This window comes from Streptococcus mitis (assembly GCF_946188685.1).
GTDB lineage: Bacteria > Bacillota > Bacilli > Lactobacillales > Streptococcaceae > Streptococcus > Streptococcus mitis_CC.
This window is the reverse complement of sequence record NZ_CAMHWH010000006.1, coordinates 133,897-153,027: the sequence shown is the minus strand read 5'-3', so window position 1 is coordinate 153,027 and position 19,131 is coordinate 133,897. Positions and strand designations below refer to the sequence as shown.

The following is a 19,131-nucleotide window of genomic DNA, read 5'->3' as shown; positions in this document are numbered from 1 at the left end:
GACCTGAGCTGTTATTTTCAACTCTTACTATTATACAGACTTTTTCAGACTTGTCAACAACTTTTTCTGTTTTTTTCAAATTAAGTAAAAAGAGCCAGAATTATACTGACTCTTCTATTGATTATTAAACTTAGAAGCACGTTCTTCTCCCCACCAATATGGGATTAGTTCTGCGACTTTCACTGTCTTTCTTGTATTGTAGTCCATCATGAATTCTGCTTCTTTATTTTCAACGTTCAACTCTAAGAGGAACTCTCTGCATGCGCCACAAGGCATACCCGAACTTCCACCATAAGGTGGTTGCTCTCGAAAGGCTAAGACTTTTTTAACCTTAGTTTGTCCCGAGAATTGGTACATATTGAAGAGTGCTGCCCGCTCTGCGCAGAGATGGAAAACACCACATGTTCCCTCCATACAGAATCCTGTAAATATTTGTCCATCTTCTGCTTCTACTGCGGCAACGACATGATTAGCATAAACAAAATCAGATACTTCATGTGGATTATACAATTTCTGTGCTTCTTCGTACATCTTTTCCCAGATGTCCATTATTGTACCCTTCTTACTTAGAGATTTCCTTTAACATATTTTCGATATGCTGGATTGATTTTTTACGTCCAAGCAAGAAAATTGTATCTGGTAATTCTGGTCCATGCATTTCACCTGAAACAGCAATACGAATAGGCATGAAGAGATTTTTCCCTTTGATACCTGTTTCTTTTTGAACAGCTTTGATTTGCGGGAAGATATTTTCTGTCACAAATTCATCATCTGTCATCGCCTCAAGTTTTGCTTTGAAGGTTTCGAGAACTGTCGGAACTGTTTCACCCGCCATAACTTCGCGCTCTGCTTCTGTCAATTCTGGGAAATCTGAGAAGAAGAGATCTGTCAATGGGATAATCTCATCTACTGATTTCATTTGTGGTTTATAGAGCTCAACTAATTTTTCAGCCTTGTCGGTTAAACGACCTGCTTCCTCTAAGAATGGTTTTGCCATTTCAAAGATAGTTTCTAGGTCTGCATTCTTGATATAATCATTGCTCATCCAGTCGAGTTTTTTCTGGTCAAAGGCTGCCGGAGACTTGCTCAGGCGGTTTTCATCGAAAAGTTTAATGAGTTCTTCATGAGAGAAGATTTCATCTTCACCACCTGGGTTCCAACCAAGAAGAGCAATAAAGTTAAAGACTGCTTCTGGTAAATAACCTTTTTTACGGTAGTCTTCGATAAACTGAAGGGTGTTGGTATCGCGTTTAGACAATTTTTTCCCAGTTTCAGAGTTGATAATCAAGGTCATGTGACCGAACTCTGGAGCTTCCCAACCAAGTGCTTCATAAACCATGAGCTGTTTTGGTGTATTAGCAATGTGGTCGTCTCCACGGATTACGTGAGAAATCTGCATATCATGATCATCAATGACAACGGCAAAGTTGTATGTTGGGTAACCATCTTTCTTTTGGATAACCCAGTCACCACCGATATTTCCACCTTCAAATTCGATATCACCTTTGACCATATCATGCCACTTGTAGATACCTGACTCATTGACAGCCAAACGAACAGTTGGGATGATCCCTGCTGCTTCACGTTCTGCGATGTAAGCTGCTTTTTCTTCTTCACTCATACCAAGGTATTCGTTGATATATCGAGGTGTTTCGCCAGCTGCTTCTTGGCGTTCGCGTTCAGCTGCCAACTCTTCTTCTGTAACGTAAGATTTGTAGGCTTTTCCTTCAGCTAACAGTTGGTCTATGTATTTTTGATACAAGTCCAAACGCTCAGACTGGCGGTAATTTTCATGTGTTTCTGGGCTTTCATCCCAATCCATACCTAACCAACGAAGGTTTTCAAGCTGTGAACGTTCACCATCCTCGACATGACGTTTACGGTCAGTATCTTCGATACGAATGATAAAAGTTCCACCATGATGACGTGCGTAAAGGTAGTTGAACAATGCTGTACGGGCATTCCCAATGTGTAGTAGTCCTGTTGGACTTGGTGCGTAACGTACGCGGATATCTTTTGACATAGTTTCTCCTATAAAGTCTCTAGGCGTCTGCCTTTTTGCTCTCTATATTATATCACAAGTCTTGGCTGAGTCCAATTGCTATGAATAAAGAGAGTAAAAAGAGTGGGCAAACCACTCTTTTCTTCTATTATAGACGTGCGTTAAGTTCTTTGCTCAATTCTTCAAATCCTGGTTTTCCAAGAAGGGCGAACATGTTACGTTTGTATGCTTCAACACCTGGTTGGTCAAATGGGTTGATGGCATTCAAGTAACCAGAAAGGGCGATAGCCAATTCGAAGAAGTAGATAGTGTAACCAAGAGTGAAAGCATCTTGCTCTGGAAGAGTCACATACATGTTTGGTACATCACCATCTGTGTGGGCAAGAAGAACACCGTCAGTTGCTTTTTTGTTTACAAAATCAACGTCTTTTCCTTGAAGGTAACCGAGTCCATCAAGATCTTCTTCCAAAGTAGGGATAATCACGTTCTTACGAGGTTTGTCAACACGAACAACTGTTTCAAACATGATACGAGTTCCCTCTTGGATAAATTGACCAAGTGAGTGCAAGTCAGTTGAGAAGTTTGCTGAAGTTGGGTAGATACCTTTTTGGTCTTTCCCTTCTGATTCACCAGCCAATTGTTTCCACCATTCTGAGAAGTATTGAAGTGATGGCTCATAGTTTACCAAGATTTCAGTTGCATAGCCTTTACGGTAAAGGATGTTACGAACTGCTGCGTATTGGTAAGCTTCGTTTTCAGAGATTTTATCTGAAGTGTAGTCTTTGCGAGCTGCGTTCGCACCTTCCATAAGGGCTTTGATATCAGCTCCTGATGCTGCGATTGGAAGCAAACCAACTGTTGTCAATACTGAGAAGCGTCCACCGATGTCGTCTGGAACAACAAATGTTTCCCAACCGTTAGCATCTGCTTCAACCTTAACAGCACCTTTTTGGCGGTCAGTTGTTGCATAGATACGTTTGTTTGCTTCTTCTTGACCGTATTTCTTAACCAAGAGTTCTTTGAAGACACGGAAAGCGATAGCTGGTTCTGTTGTTGTACCTGATTTAGAAATCACGTTTACAGAGAAGTCTTTGTCAGCTACATACTCTACCAAGTCAGCAAGGTAAGTAGATGAGATTGAGTTTCCTGCGTAAAGGATTTGTGGAGCTTTGCGTTCCTCTTTTGTTTGCAAGTTTGCAAAGTGGTGGTTCAAGAAGTCGATTGCTGCTTTAGCACCAAGGTAAGATCCACCGATACCAATCACAACCAAAACATCGCTGTCTGATTTGATTTGCTCAGCAGCTTTCAAGATGCGGTCAAATTCTTCGCGGTCGTAATTTTCAGGAAGGTCCAACCATCCCAAGAAGTCGCTACCAGCACCAGTTCCTTTACGGATCAATTCATCTGCTGCTGTTACTTGTGATTGCATGTATTCCACTTCATGTGGTGCAACAAATTTGTCTAAAACTTTTGAATAATCAAATTTAATATGTGACATGTTATTCCTCCAATATTTCTTCTTTTCTATCATAACGCTTACCTTCGTTTTTTTCAAGTTTTTTTGTCGAATTTCTCCAATTTTTATCAGAATTCAAACGTTTGCGTAAAAATCCCACATTCCAAAAATTTTGAAATAATAAAAGAAATAACGACCAGATGTTCCAGTCGTTACAGTTCATTCAATAAATACTCAAATAATTCTAAATTGCCATCTTCTTCATTAACCAGAAACTCTGGATGCCACTGCAAACCGATAATGCGGTGCTCGTCGATAGACTCAATCGCTTCGATGGTTTGGTCTCTTGGATCAATAGCAGTTACACGGAAATTAGGTGCCAAATCTTTAATACTTTGACGATGGACGGAGTTGACTTGACTTTCTTTTCCAAATAGCTTAGACACCACGCTTCCTTCCACTGTCTCAATAGAGTGAGATGTTCCGAAAGGTAGTCCTTGCCAGTGACCTTCGATTTCTTGATTGAGGGTGCCACCAAAGGCAACATTGACAAGTTGGACACCACGGCAGATTGCCATGATTGGTTTATTCTGACGAAGTGCTTCTTTCAAAAGCGCCAATTCAAATTCATCACGGACTAGATTGTAATCATCGCTCTCGATGGTTTTTTTCTCTCCATAAAACTGAGGATGGACATTTTGGCCACCTGTCAAAATAAGCTTGTCAATCATTTCCACATAATCGCGTACAACGGACTCGTCACCAACAGGAATGACTAAAGGGAGACCACCGACTTGACGAATGCTCTCTGCGAATCTACAAGATACAGATGAATGAATGTTTTTGCCTTCTGCGTCTACGGGGCATAGATTTGCAGCAACTCCTACAACCGTTCTAGGCATGATGTCTCTCCTTTCGAATATTAACGATAGTCCTATCATATCACTCAAAACGTCTTTCGTCTAATATGTTTTTTTTAAGGCTGTGATAAAAATTTTTTATGGACAAGAAAAAGCTGCCCACATCGGACAACTTTTTTCTTATTCAAAAACAAATTGATTGTGATAGAGTTCTGAGTAGAAGCCACCTAGTTTCAGGAGTTCATGGTGGTTACCACGTTCAATGACTTCCCCATCTTTAAGGACAATAATCTGATCTGCATTGAGAATGGTTTTCAAGCGGTGGGCAATAACGAAACTGGTTCTGCCTGCTACAACCGCCTCCATGGCATGCTGAATCTTGCTTTCTGTCACCGTATCTACGTTTGAAGTTGCTTCATCGAGAATGAGAACTTCTGGATCTGTCATCAGGGTTCGAGCGATAGAAATCAATTGTTTCTGGCCTGTTGAGAAGATGCTTTGATCATCATCGATAAGGGTATCGTATTTGTCAGGTAAGCTTTCGATATAGTCGTGAATATGGGTTGCCTTGGCTGCTGCCTCAACCATTTCTTGACTAGCATCTGGCACACCGAAACGGATATTGTCTCGAATCGTTCCGCTAAACAAGACCGAATCTTGCAAGACAATCCCCACCTTGCTTCTGAGACTATCCAAGTCATAGTCACGGATGTCTTTCCCATCAAAATAAATACCACCAGCATCAACATCATAAAAGCGATTGATGAGGTTCATAATAGTCGTTTTCCCTGAACCTGTCGGACCAACAACCGCTGTCATCTGGCCTTTAGGGGCAGAAATGCTGACATCTTTCAAAATAGGTTTATCAGGCAAGTATGAAAAATCAATATGACTAATTTCAACACCTTCTTGCAACTGAGTAAAGATCGGCGCCTTTTCAGGTCGGATTTCTTCCTCTGCGTCAAACATTTCCTGAATCCGTTCAGCACCTGTAAAGGCCAACTGAAGACTTCCCCAACTAGCTGCAACTTGGATAATAGGCTGGTAGTACTGCTGTGAAAATTGGGCAAACATAACAATCAAACCTAGGGCTGTACTGGTTTCAATAGACTTATCATTCAAAAGTACAGCTGAACCAGCAAAGATGACGACGGCTGTATTAACCAGACTCATCCCATTCATGACAGGGAAAAGAATTCCTGAGAACATTCTTCCTTTAAAGGTTGCCTTGCGTACGCGCTCATTTTGTTCAAGAAATCCTGCCATCATATCCTCTTGAATCCCTTGAACAATGACAGCTTTTTGACCTGAGATACTCTCATCCATATAGGCGTTGAGTTTCCCTACCTCTTTCTGCTGGAGATTGGTGTATTTGCGTGCCATTTTTACGATGAAAATCAGCATGAGGAAGGCTATTGGTGTGCTGGCAATGGTGATGAGAGCCAGCGTCACATTCCTCGAAAACATGACAAGAATCAGACCGATATATAAAACAATATTGCTCATGACCTGAATCAAGCTTTCGTTAAAGGCTTGGAGGATATTATCCAAATCACTGGTAAAACGAGACAGGATATCTCCATCTTGTCGGCGGTCAAAGAAAGAAACAGTCAACCGAGCAAGCTTACCGAAGAGGCCTTTGCGCATCTCGTTAGTCGACTCTGCAATCACACGCGTCATGAGACACATGTATATCACACTAGAGATAAATAGAACCAAAACCAGCAGTCCAAGATTGACCATGATTCCTGATAGACTTTGCCAAACAAGTTCTGGATTGCCATCTTGATAAGCTTTAACTAAATTGGCTAGCTCTGTTACCGCTTGTCCAGAAAAGACCGGAAAGAGGGCTTGGGCAAGAGTTGCTAAAACAATCATCAGGATAACAACTACAAATGATAGCTTATAGACTTTAAAATAATTCCAAAAAAATTGAACTGTCTTCATTTTACTCCTCCTTTCCTTTCTGTGTTTCGTAGATTTCACGGTAAACAGTATTATTGGCAACCAAGTCTGCATGCGTACCTTGACCAATCAATCGTCCTTGATCTAGAACCAAGATTTTATCTGCATGAACAACCGAGCTAATCTTTTGCGCGATGATAATGGTTGTTGTTCCCTTCAAGTCCTTATTCAAGGCTTCTTGAACCAGGCGCTCTGACTTAGCATCCAAGGCCGAGGTCGAATCGTCAAAAATCAGAATACGTGGATTGCTGACAATCCCACGCGCAATCGACATCCTTTGCTTTTGCCCACCTGAGAAATTGGTTCCCCGTTCCTCAACTGGACTTTCAAAGGTTTTCTCCATACGATGAATGAATTCACTAGCCTGGGCAATGTTGGCTGCGCGCTCCATTTCAAATAGAGTAGCATCTCCCTTACCCTGTCTCAAGTTATCTGCAATCGTCCCACTAAAGAGAATGGCACGTTGGAGAACGATAGAAACTGTTTTACGCAGGGTTCCTTCACTCACTTCTCGAATATCCTTGCCTCCGATTTTGATAGCCCCTTCCTGTGGGTCAAAGAGACGTGGAATCAGTTGAGCCAAGGTTGATTTTCCTGCACCAGTCGCTCCAACGACACCAACCATTTGACCAGGTTCAATAGTAAAGCTCACATCTTTCAGCATCGGTTCCTTGTCCATTGGATAGGTAAAAGTCACATTTTCAAAGCTAAGACTGCCGACCAACTCTTCATCTGGGACATCCTTGAAGGTCATGGCTGGCTCTGCGTCAAGAATTTCTCGAATACGACGCATAGAAATCATGGCACGACTGACAGAATTTCCCAAAAATCCAACCATAACAATGGTAAAGATAATCTGGCTTAGGTAATTGACAAAGGAAGCAATGGAGCCAACAACTGACGGATCCGACTGAACCATTCCTGCAACTAGCCAAATAGAGAGGAAAACCGTCCCGTAGCCGACTAACATCATAAAGGGTTCCACTACTGAAAAGGCATAACCAATGTAAAGGTTTTGACCAAGAAGCTCGTCTGATACCTCTGTAAACTTAGCAAACTGCTCTTTTTCTTGGACAAAGGACTTGACCACACGAACACCGCGCAGATTTTCCTTGGCAATGGCATTGATGCGTTCAAGAAGGGTTTGAAACTTGGCAAAACGAGGCCCCATCATTCCCATCATGACAGCAGTCAAGGCAAAAATCAAGACTACCATGAGAACAATCACCCACCACAGAGAAGGTAGGGTTTGAACCGCCAAGATAAAGGAACCGATGAACAAGAGGGGGAGTCTGAAAAGAATTTGGAAGGTCATCATGACGACGTTCTGAATCTGGTTGATATCATTTGTCATTCGAACGACTAGATTTCCCGCATTAAATTGTTCAATATTGGCATAAGAAAAGGTTTGGATTTTACGGAAGGCATCCTCTCGAAGGTCGGATGAAACTCCTTGAGCAATATAGGCTGCAAGGATAACATTGACCCCACCAGCAACCAGACCGACCACGGCCACACCAATCAACCAAGCCCCTATACTATAAATAGCTTCATATTTTCCAGCAAGGAGGGCGTCTAACACTTCCTGCAGATAACGCGGTTGCAAAAGTGAACTAGCAACCATCAAGCCTGTCATCAGTAGCGAGGCCAGGGCTTGCCACTTATAGGTTTTTATTTTCTGAATCAGCATACTTTCTCCTTAAAAAATAGACAAAAGGGAGCGACAATGCGTCAGCTCCTTCTCACTCTGTTTGTGTGATGTTATTCTAGCAAAAAAGTGGGAACTTGTCAAAGAAGTCTCCTTGATACAGCTAGAATGACAAGGAATTCATTCTTTATAATTTTTGTTTTAACTCGACCAAGACATTCATAGCCTGCATAGGTGTCATATTGTAAACATCCAATTTAGACAATTCTGCTAGGATAGGATGTTCTTCTGCCGTATCAAAGAGTGAAATCTGTTCAGTGACAGCACTTGTTTGCCTCATCAGACTTGAACTTTCTCCCCCTTGACTCTCCAGTTGAGTCAAAATCTTATTCGCCCTTGCTAAAAGATCTGCTGGCAAGCCAGCGATCTTGGCAACATGGATACCGTAGGATTTATCGGCTGGTCCTGGTTCAATCTTGTGAAGGAAGGTGACCTGCCCATCCTGCTCCAAAGTTGCCACGTGGACATTAACCAAGTGTTGTAAACTAGACTCCAGACTAGTCAACTCATGGTAGTGGGTCGCAAAGAGGGTCTTAGCTCCGATGTGCTCATGGATATATTCGATGATAGACTGAGCAAGAGCCATCCCATCATAAGTTGCAGTTCCACGTCCCAATTCATCAAAGAGAATGAGAGAGTTCTTAGTCGCATGCGAAATGGCATTGTTAGCTTCCATCATCTCTACCATAAAGGTTGACTGACCTGAAACCAAGTCATCTGCTGCTCCGATACGAGTAAAAATCGCATCAAAAATAGGTAAATAGGCGCTTTCTGCTGGCACATAAGAACCCAACTGGGCCATAACTGCCGTCATGGCTAACTGACGCATATAGGTTGACTTCCCACTCATGTTGGGCCCTGTAATCAGTTGAATACTGGTATCTTCTGCCATCTGAATCGTATTTGGAATATAGGTCTGAGCCCCCATAACCTTTTCAACAACAGCATGGCGCCCTTTCTGGATATCAATTTGTGAATCGTCACCAAACTCAGGTCGAATCAAATGCTGGGTCTCAGCCACAACTGCTAGACTCTGTAAGACATCAACCGTCGCAATTCCTTGAGCTAAAGCTTGTAAACTCTGAATGTACTTACTGACCTCTTCACGAATGCGCATAAAGATTTCGTATTCGAGGTTAGCTGACTTCTCACGCGCCTCCAGCATATCTCCCTCGATACGGGCCAATTCTTCGGTTCCAAAACGTTCTGAGTTTTTCAGCGTCGCCTTGCGGAAAAAGTGAGCAGGCACATTTCCCAGTTGCGAATTGGTCACATGGAAATAATAGCCATCTTTTTTATTGTAGTCAATCTTAAGCGTGCTGATACCAGAGTTTTCTCGCTCCTTAGCCTCAATCTCAGCAATCCAGCTAGTCCCTTCTCTGAGAACGCGACGGTACTTGTCTAAAGTCTCATCAAATCCAGTTCGGATAATACCACCTTCTGTAATCACATGAGGAGCTTCAGGAGCAATCGCTGCGCTAATCAAACTCTCCAACTCAGGGATTCCATCCAGTTGTTCGATAAGATAGGCTAGAGCAGGTTGCTCCATCCCTTCTAAAATCGCACGAATCCGTGGCACACTGGATAAGGTGGTCGCCAACTGCAAGAGATCCTTGGGATTGGTTTTGCCAAAAGAAACACGACTAGCCAAGCGTTCGATATCATAGACACCCTTGAGGCTGTCTGTCAAATCACTGCGCTCAAAGAAATGATCGAGAAAGACCTGCACCACTTCTTGACGTTGGATAATTCGTTCCTTATCAATCAAGGGGCGATGAATCCAAGACCGCAAGAGACGCATTCCCATAGCCGTTTTGGTTTCATCCAAAAGCCAGAAAAGACTGCCTTGCTTCTTGCCCGAACGAGCATTCTCAACCAAATCCAGACTAGCCTTGGTCGCATAATCCATCTGCAAGAAATCCTTGATTTCATAGCGGATAACAGGCTTGAGGTGGTTCAATTCCCTCATCTGAGTCCGATGAACATACTGGAGTAGCTTACTAGATGCCGCTTGCTCCACAGGTGCCAATCGTGAATCCAGTAAATGAAGGTCTTCAAAACCTTCTTTTTCATAGGAAAGCACCAGATTCATCTGACGGCTAAGGATTTGTTCTTCTTCCTCGGACAAGTCATAACCCAACACCACTTCTCGAGCCTTGAGGTTACGGATTTCCCCACAAACCAACGTGAAATCCAAAAGACCTGTCACATAAAAGTCACCCGTCACTAGGTCCATATAAGCTAGACCAAACTGATTGTCCTCACGGTCTATAGCAACCAAGAAATTGTTCTGACTGTCCGGCTTACTGCTATCGACCACTGTCCCTGGCGTAATGACCTGAACAACCTCTCGTTTAACAACCCCAACTGCTTGTTTAGGATCTTCCATCTGCTCTGCAATAGCAACTTTATAGCCCTGCTCAATCAAGACATCGATATACTGTTGGGCAGAATGATAGGGAACACCCGCCATAGGAATCGGATTGTCGGCATTCTTGTTGCGACTCGTTAAGGAAATTTCCAGAATCTGCGCAGCATTGACCGCATCCTCATAAAATAATTCATAAAAATCACCCATCCGAAAGAGCAAAAACGCATCTGGATATTGCTTTTTAATATCCACATACTGTTGCATGCCGGGTGATAGCTTTTCTGTCGCCATTGTCCGTCTCTCCTTGTCAAAAATAAGTCTTGAGAGCAACTCTCAAGACCTTACTTATCTTTCATCAAATCTAGCAAACGATCTTCCATGAGTTTGGCAACGTGCTGGTCTCGACAAATGACCAATAAGGTATTGGCACCAGCAACTGTTCCTAAAATCCATTCATCCTTGTTTGCATCTACAATATTTGCCAAAACAGAGGCTTCTCCCAATTTAGTATGAAGTACCAAGGTAAACTCTGCTCTTGCAACACCTTCTAAATGATGAGACAAAAATTCCACCAAATCAATCTTTTCTGTCTCATTTGCTAGTACATAATACACCATATCATTTTTCTTGACCTTGGTCAAGCCGATTTCGCGCAAATCACGAGACAGGGTTGTCTGCGTCACAAAAACATTGTGCGCCTCCAACCGATCTTGAATTTCTTTTTGTGTACTTAATTTCTCCTCAGTAATCATTTTTTTTATTAACTGATGACGATCTCTTTTTCTCATAAAATCCTCTTATATGCATATTTATAACTAATTTTATAACTATATTATACCAAAAAAATAGGAGATTTCAAAAATTTTTTCTTCTTTCTTTAAAATTGTGATAAAATAGTAGAAAAGTCCAAAAAGGAGCTCTTAATGAATACAAAAGAATTGATTGCTAGCGAGTTGGCTAGCGTCATTGATAGCCTGGACCAAGAGGCTATTTTAAATTTACTGGAAACCCCTAAAAACTCAGAAATGGGAGACATCGCTTTCCCTGCTTTTTCACTTGCAAAAGTCGAACGTAAAGCACCTCAAATGATTGCTGCTGAACTGGCTGAAAAAATTGACAGCCAAGCCTTTGAAAAGGTTGTTGCAACAGGACCTTACGTTAACTTTTTCCTTGATAAATCTGCCATTTCTGCTCAAGTATTGCAAGCTGTTATCACTGAAAAAGAACATTATGCTGACCAAACTATTGGCAAACAAGAAAATGTTGTTATCGACATGTCTAGTCCCAATATCGCTAAACCATTTTCTATTGGCCACCTACGCTCAACTGTTATCGGAGATAGCTTATCACATATTTTCCAAAAAATCGGTTATCAAACGGTCAAGGTCAACCACTTGGGAGACTGGGGTAAACAGTTTGGGATGCTGATTGTTGCCTACAAAAAATGGGGAGACGAAGAAGCTGTAAAAGCTCATCCAATCGATGAACTTCTTAAACTCTATGTCCGCATCAATGCTGAAGCTGAAAACGACCCTAGCTTGGATGAAGAAGCACGCGAATGGTTCCGTAAACTTGAAAATGGAGACGAGGAAGCTCTCGCACTTTGGCAATGGTTCCGTGATGAAAGTTTGGTGGAATTTAACCGCCTCTACAATGAATTGCAGGTTGAATTTGACAGCTACAATGGAGAAGCCTTCTACAACGATAAGATGGATGCAGTTGTAGACATTCTTTCTGAAAAAGGCCTTCTTGTTGAATCAGAAGGTGCCCAAGTTGTGAATCTTGAGAAATATGGAATTGAACATCCAGCCCTTATCAAAAAATCTGATGGTGCAACTCTCTACATCACACGTGACTTGGCTGCAGCTCTTTACCGTAAAAACGAATACCAATTTGCTAAATCTATCTACGTAGTTGGTCAAGAGCAATCTGCCCACTTTAAACAGCTCAAAGCTGTCTTGCAAGAGATGGGCTACAATTGGAGTGACGACATTACTCACGTTCCTTTTGGTTTAGTTACAAAAGAAGGGAAAAAACTCTCTACTCGTAAAGGGAATGTCATCTTGCTAGAGCCTACTGTTGCAGAGGCCGTTAGTCGTGCCAAAGCCCAAATTGAAGCAAAAAATCCTGAACTTGAAAACAAAGACCAGGTAGCACATGCTGTTGGGGTTGGAGCCATTAAATTCTATGACCTCAAGACCGACCGTACAAATGGATACGACTTCGACCTAGAAGCTATGGTATCCTTCGAGGGTGAAACTGGACCTTATGTTCAATACGCCTACGCTCGTATCCAATCTATCTTACGCAAAGCGGATTTCAAACCAGAAACAGTTGGCAACTATAGCTTGAATGATGCTGAAAGTTGGGAAATCATCAAACTAATCCAAGACTTCCCACGTATTATCAACCGTGCGGCGGATAACTTTGAACCTTCTATCATTGCTAAATTTGCAATTAGCCTGGCTCAAGCCTTCAACAAGTACTATGCACATACACGTATCTTGGATGATAGCCCAGAACGCGACAGCCGTCTAGCTCTCAGCTACGCAACTGCAGTCGTTCTCAAAGAAGCCCTTCGCTTGCTTGGAGTAGAAGCGCCAGAGAAGATGTAAATCACCAAAGTTACTTGATTGCAAAGCAATCTAAGTAACTAACGCCAAATCCTATCAGGAATTTGGCTAGGTGCTTCACTAGTAAAGAAACATAAATATTATCGATTTATGTTTCTTTACGTCGTAACCAGAGACACTTGCCTAAACGCTTCACTAATTCACCAAACCAAATAATATCGATTTGGTTTGGTTCATGTCGTAAGCTTCAAGTTACTTGATTAAAAAGCAGTCTAAGTAATTAAGACCAAATCCTGTCGGAGATTTGGTTAGACTTATGTCGCAATCTTTTAATTACTTAATTGTAAAGCAGTCTAAATAACTAAGACCAAATCCTATACGTAATTAGGTTTAGAGGCCTATCAAAAATCTTATCAAGTTTTGCTGACTTGTTCTGCTATTTTAGATCCACTAAATCGATTTATTCACTACTACTTCTTTATCATACAGGGAGATTTCCTATGAGCCAATATGCTTATATCCTCGTTGTAATTAGCTTGGTGTTCCTTTTTCTGCTCAATAAGTATGAAAAGGAGAGACTTCAAAGGCTCTACCAAGAACAACTTTTGAAGGATGAAACATTTAGGGTTGACATCAAGGAGAAAATTCAAACGACTGAAAATATCAATGATGTCATTGCTTACATTAATAAAACTTATCATCTGGGAATGTTGCTATCAAAAGACATTACAGATCAATTGAAATAAAGCTAGCTATTCTTTAAGGAATATCAAAACCGAGACTGAGAGTTTAATACTTAGCCTCGGTTTTTGTATATTTTCAAGTAACAAAGCCACCACTACCCAGCAATGCAAGTGCAAAATCCTCTAGAATATGATAGAATAATGGAAAGGACTCTATTAAGGAGGAAATCATGAAAAAACAAACCGTCGCCGTCTTGGGGCCTGGTTCTTGGGGAACTGCCCTTTCACAAGTCTTAAATGACAATGGACACGAGGTACGTATTTGGGGAAATCTGCCTGAGCAAATCAATGAAATTAATACCTATCATACTAACAAGCACTACTTTAAAGATGTCGTTCTAGACGAAAATATCATTGCCTACACTGACTTAGCAGAGGCATTGAAAGATGTAGATGCGATTTTGTTTGTTGTCCCAACAAAAGTGACACGACTTGTTGCCCAACAAGTTGCAAAAACCTTAGACCATAAGGCTATCATCATGCACGCATCAAAGGGATTAGAGCCTGATAGCCATAAACGATTATCAACCATCCTTGAAGAAGAAATTCCTGAACATCTCCGCAGTGATATTGTCGTTGTTTCAGGACCTAGTCATGCGGAAGAAACCATTGTGCGTGACCTAACCTTAATCACTGCTGCTTCTAAAGATTTACAAACAGCTCAATACGTTCAGAAACTATTTAGTAATCACTACTTCCGACTTTATACCAATACGGATGTTATCGGAGTCGAAACTGCTGGTGCTCTTAAAAATATTATTGCTGTCGGTGCTGGAGCTTTACATGGTTTGGGATTTGGTGACAATGCCAAGGCAGCCATCATCGCTCGAGGCTTGGCAGAAATTACCCGCCTAGGAGTAGCACTCGGTGCCAGTCCATTGACCTATAGTGGCTTATCTGGTGTGGGAGATTTGATTGTAACGGGAACCTCCATCCACTCTCGTAACTGGAGAGCTGGCGATGCTCTCGGACGTGGAGAATCCCTAGCTGATATCGAAGCCAATATGGGCATGGTAATCGAAGGAATCTCAACGACTCGAGCAGCCTATGAACTAGCGCAAGAACTTGGAGTCTATATGCCCATTACACAAGCCATTTACCAAGTTATTTACCACGGAACCAATATCAAAGATGCCATTTATGACATCATGAACAATGAATTTAAAGCAGAAAATGAGTGGTCTTAACTCTCTAAAGAAAGGATTCTTATGACATCAAAAGTTAGAAAGGCAATCATCCCTGCCGCTGGACTCGGGACTCGATTTTTACCAGCAACCAAAGCACTTGCTAAAGAAATGTTGCCAATTGTAGATAAACCAACTATCCAGTTTATCGTGGAAGAGGCTCTCAAATCAGGCATTGAAGATATTCTGGTTGTCACTGGTAAATCAAAACGTTCTATTGAAGACCACTTTGACTCAAACTTTGAGCTTGAGTACAACCTCAAAGAAAAAGGCAAACACGACTTGCTAAAATTGGTAGACGAAACAACTGGTATGCGCCTTCATTTCATCCGCCAAACTCACCCTCGTGGTCTTGGAGACGCTGTCTTACAAGCCAAAGCTTTTGTAGGAAATGAACCTTTTGTTGTTATGCTGGGTGATGACCTTATGGACATTACTAACGACAAGGCTATCCCATTGACAAAACAACTGATGAATGATTACGAAAAGACACATGCATCAACCATTGCTGTCATGCCCGTACCACACGAAGACGTTTCATCATATGGAGTTATCGCTCCTCAAGGTGAAGGGATTAATGGTCTCTACAGCGTTGAAACTTTCGTTGAAAAACCAGCTCCAGAGGAGGCTCCAAGTGATCTAGCTATTATCGGTCGCTATCTTCTGACACCAGAAATTTTTGATATCCTTGAAAAGCAAGCTCCTGGTGCTGGAAATGAAATCCAGCTTACCGATGCTATCGATACGCTTAATAAAACACAACGTGTTTTCGCCCGTAAATTTACAGGAGCTCGTTACGACGTTGGGGATAAGTTTGGCTTTATGAAAACATCTATTGACTACGCCCTCAAGCACCCACAAGTCAAAGATGACTTAAAAGATTACCTCATCCAACTGGGAAAAGAATTGGCTGAGAAGGAATAGAATTAGTTTCCAGTTAATAAATTAAGTCTCCAGTAAGTTGACTCTGGAGACTTAATTATTTTACAAATTTACATACAATTTAAAGATTTATGAGATATGTCTCTAAATCTACTAACTCAACTTCGGTCCTTAATGATGGATTACAGATTTTCAATCAAAAATCGATTTGAAGTTTTAATGATATTTGCTATTTTGGGGACGTCTAAATCATCTGTATACAGAAAATGTTTTTCCTTCTCCTTATTTTTAGCTAGAAACTCACTTCTTGCTTGTATTGATAAGTTGCCCACTCTTTCAATTTCTTTTCGAGAACCATCCCTATCTTTCAAGGTTTTTTCTTCGGCCATTAAGACACAATATTTTAGACCAATTTGTTTTTCTTTTAAGAAAGAAGCAATTTTCTTCAGTTGGTATTCAAAAATGACATACTCTATTACGACAGAGATGCCTCGAGTTATAAAATTATTGGTCAAGCTGATGATATTGTCCCAAAACAAATCCATGTAATAGCCCTCATCTTCCCAGGGAGCCACTATGCCACCTTTAATCATTAAGTAAATCAAATCCCCCTCTATAACTGCACTCTTATCAAAAGAATAAGCTAACTCTTTACTAACAGTACTTTTCCCAACGCCTGGGGGGCCTGAAATAATGTAAACACAATTTTCCAACTTTATACCTCTTTTATTCTAATAATTCTTCAATCAATTTCTAATATTATAACATTTTCTATTTTTAAAATATATAATAAGACTGATACAACATTATATTCTAGAAACTTACGATACAAAAGAAATAAAAAAGCACACCATTCTCAATTTTCTGCAAAAAAACTTATTTACAAATGACTTCTTCGCGATAGAATGGGCGCTCACTCTCTCAAATCATCTACACACAAAGACTTATTTTTAGAGCTGTGTTAGTTCGAATAGTTCCAAAACCATTAAAAGCTACTCATTTTTTAAGTAGCTTTTTTCTTATTCAAGTTTACATATTAGTCGTCACAACCCCATTCCCTTGTAGAAAAGCAAAACTGCGAGTCCTACGAATAACACTACCGCTCCTAACCTCTGGCTGGTACCATACATCCTTCTTTCTCCTCGAACTGGAAAGATAACTGCTAGAAATGCTCCACCAACTGCTCCCCCGATATGGCCTGCTAGGCTGATTCCTGGAATCAGAACACTTCCAATAATATTAACCACAAAAAGTGTCAGATAGGATTGCCCCAACTGCTGGATATAAGGATTACGCGTTGCATAGCGAAGAACAATAATTGCAGCAAATAGCCCATAGAGAGAAGTAGAAGCTCCTGCTGCTAAGGTTTTTGGACTAAATACAAAAACAAAGAGATTGCCCATCATTCCTGATAAAAGATAGAGAAAGAAAAACTTCTTGGATCCGAAAATTTCCTCTACTTGCCTACCAAGATAATAAAGGGAAATCATATTGACAATGAAATGTTCCCAACCAATATGAACAAAAATGGCAGAGAAGAGACGCCAAACCTGCTCAGGAAAGAGGCGAATAGCTGGCCCATACATGGCTCCAAATCGAAATAATGTATCCGCCCTGTCAAAGTTTCCACCTGTAGTCACCAACATTAGTAGAAATACCAAGGCCGTCACTAAGAGGAAGAAACTCGTTACAGGGTAACGTCTATCAAAGATTTCCTTCATCAATCAGTACCTCCTGAACAGGAATATCATGCTTTTCAGGTATAAAGTCCTGAATTTGACAAGGATAGATCGTACTCAAAGTATGACTAGGAAAATGTTCTAGACAGCGATCATAATAACCTCCACCGTATCCAATCCGATATCCTTCCTTCGTAAAAACCAGACCAGGAACATGAATCAAATCAATCTGAGAGGCATCCACCACTTCCAAATCTCCCTGTGGTTCCAGTAATCCAAAGGAAGTTTTTACCAACTGCTGTGGATGATAGACCACAAAGTCCATGCCCCCCTTGGGATAGGTTTTGGGTATCAAAACCTTCTTGCCGTCCTTCAGTGCCTGTTCAATCAGTCCCTGCGTTTGAAACTCATGAGGAAAAGAGAGGTAGGTTGCGATGACCTTAGCTTCTTGGTAAAAGGGGTGTTGTAAAAGTCGCTCAGTTAAAGCTTGGTCTATAAACTGTTTTTGCTCTCGAGGTAAAGCCTTCATTTCTTGTAAGACTTGCTTACGTAATTCCGATTTCATAGACAACCCCTCTACTCTGCTACCTTCTTTTTCAGGAAACTAGAGACCGCATCCACCCCAATAGCTAATGCTTCTTCCTTAGGATTCATCTGAGGGTGATGAAGGGCGCAGGGACTATCAATACCTAGCCAGAACATAACGCCATCAACTTTTGAAAGGAGATAACCAAAGTCTTCACCTGTCATAGCAGGTTCGATATCAATCAACTCAATTCCCTCTTTTTCTTCAAAGAAATCCATCAGTTCACGCGCCAAGGCTGGATTGTTCTCAACAGGTAGGTATCCACCTTGTTTGAGTTCGACTTCGACTTCCATATCAAAGGCAGCTGCGACTCCTTCTGCAACTGTTTTGACCCGCTTTTGCACCAAGAGACTCATGTCCTGTGTCAAAGCCCGAATAGTTCCATGTAAAAAGGCTGTGTCTGTGATGACATTGTTGGTGGTTCCGGCTTGGAAAAGACCAAAGGTCACCACTGCTCCCTCGATTGGATTAACATTGCGGCTAACCACTGACTGTACTTGGGTCACAAAGTAACTAGCAGCCACCAAGGCATCATTAGCTTCATGTGGAAAGGCTGCGTGGCCACCTTTGCCTTTGAAACGGATTTTCACCTCACAAGTCCCTGCAAAGAGCGTGTGGGTATTGGTCGCAATCTGACCAACCTTCAAATCTGGCCGAACATGAAGCCCATAAAATTGATCTGGCAACCAATCTCCAAAAGCACCATCCTCATACATGAGCATACCACCAGCCTCATTTTCTTCAGCAGGTTGAAATAGGAAGAGCAGATTATTCTTGGGTTGCTCTTCAAGGGCACACTCTAGACAGCCTAAGGCAATAGTCATATGAAAATCATGGCCACAAGCATGCATGCGACCTTGATGTTGAGAAGCGAAAGGAAGTCCTGTTTGTTCGACGATAGGCAGGCCATCAATATCTGTTCTCCAACCAATGGTACGCTCTGGCTGACTTCCCTGCAAATAAACCAAAATTCCTGTCCGCCAAGTTCGAACTTGGACAAAATTCTTGCCCGCAGTCAATTTCTCAATCACATCCAACAGATAAGCCTGAGTCTTGAACTCCTCCAAGCCAATCTCTGGAATCTGGTGCAAATCTCGTCTAGTCTGAATCAAATCTAACATC

At 41.5% G+C, this 19,131-nt stretch carries 16 protein-coding genes; 4 read left to right on the top strand and 12 right to left on the bottom strand.

The window, feature by feature from the left end; genetic code table 11:
- Window positions 1-114: 114 nt before the first annotated feature.
- From N8N51_RS07315 to argR, 8 genes are all read right to left on the bottom strand, one after another.
- A complete protein-coding gene (locus tag N8N51_RS07315; protein ID WP_004258677.1) occupies window positions 115-549 on the bottom strand; it encodes a cytidine deaminase family protein in 435 nt (144 codons plus the stop codon).
- A gap of 13 nt (window positions 550-562) precedes the next feature.
- The gene (gltX, locus tag N8N51_RS07310; RefSeq protein ID WP_261011439.1) at window positions 563-2,023 is read right to left on the bottom strand and encodes a glutamate--tRNA ligase; all 1,461 of its coding nucleotides are present in this window, start codon (window positions 2,021-2,023) and stop codon (window positions 563-565) included.
- A 127-nt stretch (window positions 2,024-2,150) separates the two neighbouring features.
- Window positions 2,151-3,500, bottom strand: coding sequence for a glucose-6-phosphate isomerase (locus N8N51_RS07305; RefSeq protein ID WP_261103898.1), 1,350 nt, complete (start codon window positions 3,498-3,500; stop codon window positions 2,151-2,153).
- A gap of 170 nt (window positions 3,501-3,670) precedes the next feature.
- The gene (locus tag N8N51_RS07300) at window positions 3,671-4,360 is read right to left on the bottom strand and encodes a gamma-glutamyl-gamma-aminobutyrate hydrolase family protein (protein ID WP_261029224.1); all 690 of its coding nucleotides are present in this window, start codon (window positions 4,358-4,360) and stop codon (window positions 3,671-3,673) included.
- Window positions 4,361-4,498: 138 nt separating this feature from the next.
- Entirely contained in the window at window positions 4,499-6,265 is a 1,767-nt protein-coding gene (gene patB, locus N8N51_RS07295) for a multidrug efflux ABC transporter subunit PatB (protein ID WP_153199334.1), read from the bottom strand.
- Window position 6,266: 1 nt separating this feature from the next.
- Window positions 6,267-7,973: a multidrug efflux ABC transporter subunit PatA gene (patA, locus tag N8N51_RS07290; RefSeq protein ID WP_153199336.1), complete on the bottom strand. Its 1,707-nt coding sequence runs from the start codon at window positions 7,971-7,973 to the stop codon at window positions 6,267-6,269.
- A gap of 145 nt (window positions 7,974-8,118) precedes the next feature.
- Window positions 8,119-10,653 (bottom strand): DNA mismatch repair protein MutS, encoded by a 2,535-nt coding sequence (gene mutS, locus N8N51_RS07285; RefSeq protein WP_261103897.1) that lies wholly within the window; start codon window positions 10,651-10,653, stop codon window positions 8,119-8,121.
- 50 nt (window positions 10,654-10,703) lie between these two features.
- Window positions 10,704-11,150: an arginine repressor gene (gene argR, locus N8N51_RS07280; protein WP_001231476.1), complete on the bottom strand. Its 447-nt coding sequence runs from the start codon at window positions 11,148-11,150 to the stop codon at window positions 10,704-10,706.
- Between the two features lie 135 nt (window positions 11,151-11,285).
- Here argR and argS point away from each other — a divergent pair, with 135 nt between their 5' ends.
- The 4 genes from argS (at window position 11,286) to galU (ending at window position 15,786) form a co-directional block, all read left to right on the top strand.
- Window positions 11,286-12,977, top strand: a complete 1,692-nt coding sequence (argS, locus tag N8N51_RS07275; protein ID WP_203180036.1) for an arginine--tRNA ligase — start codon at window positions 11,286-11,288, stop codon at window positions 12,975-12,977.
- 458 nt (window positions 12,978-13,435) lie between these two features.
- Entirely contained in the window at window positions 13,436-13,681 is a 246-nt protein-coding gene (locus N8N51_RS07270; protein WP_150922920.1) for a MarR family transcriptional regulator, read from the top strand.
- Between the two features lie 167 nt (window positions 13,682-13,848).
- Window positions 13,849-14,865 (top strand): NAD(P)H-dependent glycerol-3-phosphate dehydrogenase, encoded by a 1,017-nt coding sequence (locus tag N8N51_RS07265; protein ID WP_261103896.1) that lies wholly within the window; start codon window positions 13,849-13,851, stop codon window positions 14,863-14,865.
- Between the two features lie 21 nt (window positions 14,866-14,886).
- Window positions 14,887-15,786 carry a UTP--glucose-1-phosphate uridylyltransferase GalU gene (galU, locus tag N8N51_RS07260; RefSeq protein ID WP_261103895.1) on the top strand — a complete coding sequence of 300 codons (900 nt, stop codon included), beginning with the start codon at window positions 14,887-14,889 and terminating at the stop codon, window positions 15,784-15,786.
- A gap of 140 nt (window positions 15,787-15,926) precedes the next feature.
- Here the strand turns inward: galU and N8N51_RS07255 are convergent, their stop codons facing one another.
- From N8N51_RS07255 to N8N51_RS07240, 4 genes are all read right to left on the bottom strand, one after another.
- A complete protein-coding gene (locus N8N51_RS07255; RefSeq protein WP_060627237.1) occupies window positions 15,927-16,457 on the bottom strand; it encodes an ATP-binding protein in 531 nt (176 codons plus the stop codon).
- A gap of 330 nt (window positions 16,458-16,787) precedes the next feature.
- Entirely contained in the window at window positions 16,788-17,465 is a 678-nt protein-coding gene (locus N8N51_RS07250) for a rhomboid family intramembrane serine protease (RefSeq protein ID WP_261034472.1), read from the bottom strand.
- Window positions 17,449-17,988, bottom strand: a complete 540-nt coding sequence (locus tag N8N51_RS07245) for a 5-formyltetrahydrofolate cyclo-ligase (protein ID WP_261034471.1) — start codon at window positions 17,986-17,988, stop codon at window positions 17,449-17,451. The genes N8N51_RS07250 and N8N51_RS07245 overlap by 17 nt, the downstream gene beginning before the upstream one ends.
- An 11-nt stretch (window positions 17,989-17,999) precedes the next feature.
- Window positions 18,000-19,130, bottom strand: coding sequence for an N-acetyldiaminopimelate deacetylase (locus N8N51_RS07240; protein ID WP_261034470.1), 1,131 nt, complete (start codon window positions 19,128-19,130; stop codon window positions 18,000-18,002).
- Window position 19,131 lies beyond the last annotated feature (1 nt).

Bases quoted from the DNA above. Each gene is read 5' to 3' on its own strand.
- N8N51_RS07315 (WP_004258677.1), bottom strand. From the start codon at position 549: ATGGACATCTGGGAAAAGATGTACGAAGAAGCACAGAAATTGTATAAT.
- gltX (WP_261011439.1), bottom strand. From the start codon at position 2,023: ATGTCAAAAGATATCCGCGTACGTTACGCACCAAGTCCAACAGGACTA.
- N8N51_RS07305 (WP_261103898.1), bottom strand. From the start codon at position 3,500: ATGTCACATATTAAATTTGATTATTCAAAAGTTTTAGACAAATTTGTT.
- N8N51_RS07300 (WP_261029224.1), bottom strand. From the start codon at position 4,360: ATGCCTAGAACGGTTGTAGGAGTTGCTGCAAATCTATGCCCCGTAGAC.
- patB (WP_153199334.1), bottom strand. From the start codon at position 6,265: ATGAAGACAGTTCAATTTTTTTGGAATTATTTTAAAGTCTATAAGCTA.
- patA (WP_153199336.1), bottom strand. From the start codon at position 7,973: ATGCTGATTCAGAAAATAAAAACCTATAAGTGGCAAGCCCTGGCCTCG.
- mutS (WP_261103897.1), bottom strand. From the start codon at position 10,653: ATGGCGACAGAAAAGCTATCACCCGGCATGCAACAGTATGTGGATATT.
- argR (WP_001231476.1), bottom strand. From the start codon at position 11,150: ATGAGAAAAAGAGATCGTCATCAGTTAATAAAAAAAATGATTACTGAG.
- argS (WP_203180036.1), top strand. From the start codon at position 11,286: ATGAATACAAAAGAATTGATTGCTAGCGAGTTGGCTAGCGTCATTGAT.
- N8N51_RS07270 (WP_150922920.1), top strand. From the start codon at position 13,436: ATGAGCCAATATGCTTATATCCTCGTTGTAATTAGCTTGGTGTTCCTT.
- N8N51_RS07265 (WP_261103896.1), top strand. From the start codon at position 13,849: ATGAAAAAACAAACCGTCGCCGTCTTGGGGCCTGGTTCTTGGGGAACT.
- galU (WP_261103895.1), top strand. From the start codon at position 14,887: ATGACATCAAAAGTTAGAAAGGCAATCATCCCTGCCGCTGGACTCGGG.
- N8N51_RS07250 (WP_261034472.1), bottom strand. From the start codon at position 17,465: ATGAAGGAAATCTTTGATAGACGTTACCCTGTAACGAGTTTCTTCCTC.
- N8N51_RS07245 (WP_261034471.1), bottom strand. From the start codon at position 17,988: ATGAAATCGGAATTACGTAAGCAAGTCTTACAAGAAATGAAGGCTTTA.
- N8N51_RS07240 (WP_261034470.1), bottom strand. From the start codon at position 19,130: ATGTTAGATTTGATTCAGACTAGACGAGATTTGCACCAGATTCCAGAG.